The following is a 2,832-nucleotide window of genomic DNA, read 5'->3' as shown; positions in this document are numbered from 1 at the left end:
ACGAGGCCCCCGCCGGCCCGCCGGCCTCGGCCACCCCGTCCTCGCCGGCCACCGCGCCCGGACGTGCCGCCTCGACACCGTCGGTGGACACCTCCGCGGTCCCGCAGACCAACGTCCCGTCCACCCACACCGCCTCCGAGAGCGACGCGGAGCGGCTCGACTCCCAGACCCAGCTGCTGAACGGCGTGGACTACGCCCTGCCGCCCGTCAGCCTGCTCACGGCCGGTGACCCGCCCAAGGCGCGCAGCGAGTCCAACGACCAGATGATCGAGGCCATCCAGGGCGTCCTGGAGCAGTTCAAGATCGACGCGGCCGTCACCGGATTCACCCGCGGCCCGACCGTCACGCGCTATGAGGTCGAACTGGGCCCCGGCGTGAAGGTCGAGAAGATCACCGCCCTGCACCGCAACATCGCCTACGCGGTCGCCACGGACAACGTGCGGCTGCTGGCGCCGATCCCCGGCAAGTCCGCGGTCGGCATCGAGGTGCCCAACCTCGACCGCGAACTGGTGCGGCTGGCGGACGTGCTGACCGACCCCAAGACCGCCAGCAAGCACAATCCGATGCTCATCGGACTGGGCAAGGACATCGAGGGTGACTTCGTCACCGCCGACCTGGCCAAGATGCCGCACCTCCTGGTGGCCGGCTCCACCGGTTCGGGCAAGTCGAGCTTCGTCAACTCGATGCTCGTGTCCCTGCTCACGCGGGCCACCCCGGACGAGGTCCGCCTCATCCTCGTCGACCCCAAGATGGTGGAGCTCACGCCGTACGAGGGCATCCCGCACCTCATCACGCCGATCATCACCCAACCCAAGAAGGCGGCCGCGGCGCTCGCGTGGCTCGTCGAGGAGATGGAGCAGCGCTACCAGGACATGAAGTCCACCCGCGTTCGCCACATCACCGACTTCAACGAGCGCGTGAAGTCGGGAGCCATCACGACGCCGCCCGGCAGCGAGCGCGTCTACCGGCCCTACCCGTACATCGTGGCGGTGGTCGACGAGCTGGCCGACCTCATGATGACCGCGCCCCGCGACATCGAGGACGCGATCGTCCGCATCACCCAGAAGGCCCGCGCCGCCGGCATCCACCTCGTCCTGGCCACGCAGCGGCCGTCCGTCGACGTGGTCACCGGCCTCATCAAGACCAACGTGCCGTCCCGTCTGGCGTTCGCCACGTCCTCGCTCACCGACTCCCGGGTCATCCTCGACCAGGCCGGGGCGGAGAAGCTCATCGGTATGGGCGACGGCCTCTTCATCCCGATGGGTGCCTCGCGTCCCATCCGTATGCAGGGTGCGTTCATCACCGACGAGGAGATCCACGAGGTCGTCGACTACGCCAAGAACCAGGCCGAGCCCGAGTACGATGAGTCCATCACCGCCGCCAAGGAGGACGGCAAGAAGGACATCGACGCCGACATCGGCGACGACCTCGACGACCTGCTCGCCGCCGTGGAGCTCGTGGTGTCCAGCCAGTTCGGCTCCACCTCGATGCTGCAGCGCAAGCTCCGGGTCGGCTTCGCCAAGGCCGGCCGCCTCATGGACCTGATGGAGTCGCGCGACATCGTCGGACCCTCCGAGGGGTCCAAGGCACGCGACGTGCTGGTCAAGCCCGAGGAACTCGCCTCGGTGCTCTGGATGATCAAGGGCGGGGCCCCGCCGGAGGAGGATCCGGACGACGAGCCGGCCGACCTCCGCGACCCGGCCGAGACCCCGGTGGGGTAGCGGCCGGGCGGGGTGTGCGTCAGGCGAGGGCGCCGAAGACCGGCGTCCACTCCCTGACCGTGATCTCCGAGACCATTCCGCGCAGGCAGTGGGGGTCGTCCCCCACGAGCGATCGTGCGGCCTCGTCGTCGTCGGCCTCCACCACCAGCAACGCCCCGGATCCGTCGACGAACGGTCCCACGGACCGGACGGACCCGTCGTCGACGCGGGCGGACAGCCACTCGCGGTGGGCGGGCTTGTTGGCCTCCCGCTCGTCGGTCTGGGCGTCGGAGTAGCGGTAGGTGACGACGAAGAGCGGCATCGTGGATCTCCTGGGATCGGGATCGGGGTCGGGGGTGCGTCGCGACCAAGGGTATTCCCGCCGTCCTCGCTAAGGTGAGGGGGTGACTGCTTCCACGCGCGAGAACGGGCGCCGGACCGACGAGGTCCCCGTCCTCAACATCGCCAACGTGCTCACGGTGGTGAGGATCCTCCTGGTCCCCGTCTTCGTGGTCCTGTTCTTCGTCGCCGACGCCCAGGATCCCTGGTGGCGGGTGGGGGCGTTCGTCGTCTTCGCCGTGGCGATGTTCACCGACTACGTCGACGGTCACCTGGCCCGCAAGCTCGGGCTGGTCACCGACTTCGGCAAGATCGCGGACCCGATCGCCGACAAGGCGCTCATCGCCGCCGCGCTCATCTCGCTCTCACTGGTGGACGAGCTGTTCTGGTGGGTGACCGTGGTGATCCTGGTCCGCGAGGTGGGCATCACGCTGTGGCGCCTGTTCGGGGTGGACTACGTCGTGGCCGCGAGCAGGGGCGGCAAGCTCAAGACCGTCACACAGACGGTCGGCATGGGAATGCTCATCCTGCCGCTGCCGCACTGGGTGTGGCCGGTGGAGTGGATCGTCGTCGGTGCGGCCGTGGTGCTCACCGTGTACACCGGCGTCGACTACCTGGTCAAGGCCCGTCGGGCCGCACGCACCGCGGACTGACCCCCGTGGATCCCTCCGTCGCCGTGTCCCCGCCGGCGGCCGCCGCCGTCACCGCACTGCGGGACCGCGGATGGACCCTGGCCACGGCCGAGTCCCTCACGGCCGGGCTGCTCGCGGCCACCGTGGCCGAGGTGCCGGGC

4 protein-coding genes are annotated in these 2,832 nt (G+C 69.7%); 3 read left to right on the top strand and 1 reads right to left on the bottom strand.

Annotation, left to right across the window (positions count from 1 at the left end; genetic code table 11):
* A partial coding sequence (locus tag G6023_RS12415; protein ID WP_241727843.1) for a DNA translocase FtsK occupies positions 1–1,721 on the top strand: 1,721 nt, incomplete at its 5' end.
* 19 nt (positions 1,722–1,740) lie between these two features.
* On the opposite strand, the gene G6023_RS12410 is transcribed toward G6023_RS12415, so the two are convergent.
* On the bottom strand, positions 1,741–2,022 hold the full coding sequence (locus G6023_RS12410) for a YciI family protein (protein WP_132061188.1): 282 nt from the start codon (positions 2,020–2,022) through the stop codon (positions 1,741–1,743).
* Between the two features lie 82 nt (positions 2,023–2,104).
* Between G6023_RS12410 and pgsA the strand changes: the two genes are divergently transcribed.
* Positions 2,105–2,692, top strand: coding sequence for a CDP-diacylglycerol--glycerol-3-phosphate 3-phosphatidyltransferase (gene pgsA, locus G6023_RS12405; RefSeq protein ID WP_132061191.1), 588 nt, complete (start codon positions 2,105–2,107; stop codon positions 2,690–2,692).
* A gap of 5 nt (positions 2,693–2,697) precedes the next feature.
* The coding region (locus G6023_RS12400; RefSeq protein WP_182635774.1) for a CinA family protein at positions 2,698–2,832 on the top strand (135 nt) is incomplete at its 3' end.

Origin of the sequence: Dietzia sp. DQ11-71, assembly GCF_014144995.1 — a bacterium.
GTDB lineage: Bacteria > Actinomycetota > Actinomycetes > Mycobacteriales > Mycobacteriaceae > Dietzia > Dietzia kunjamensis.
This window is presented reverse-complemented; position numbering and strand designations above follow the sequence as displayed.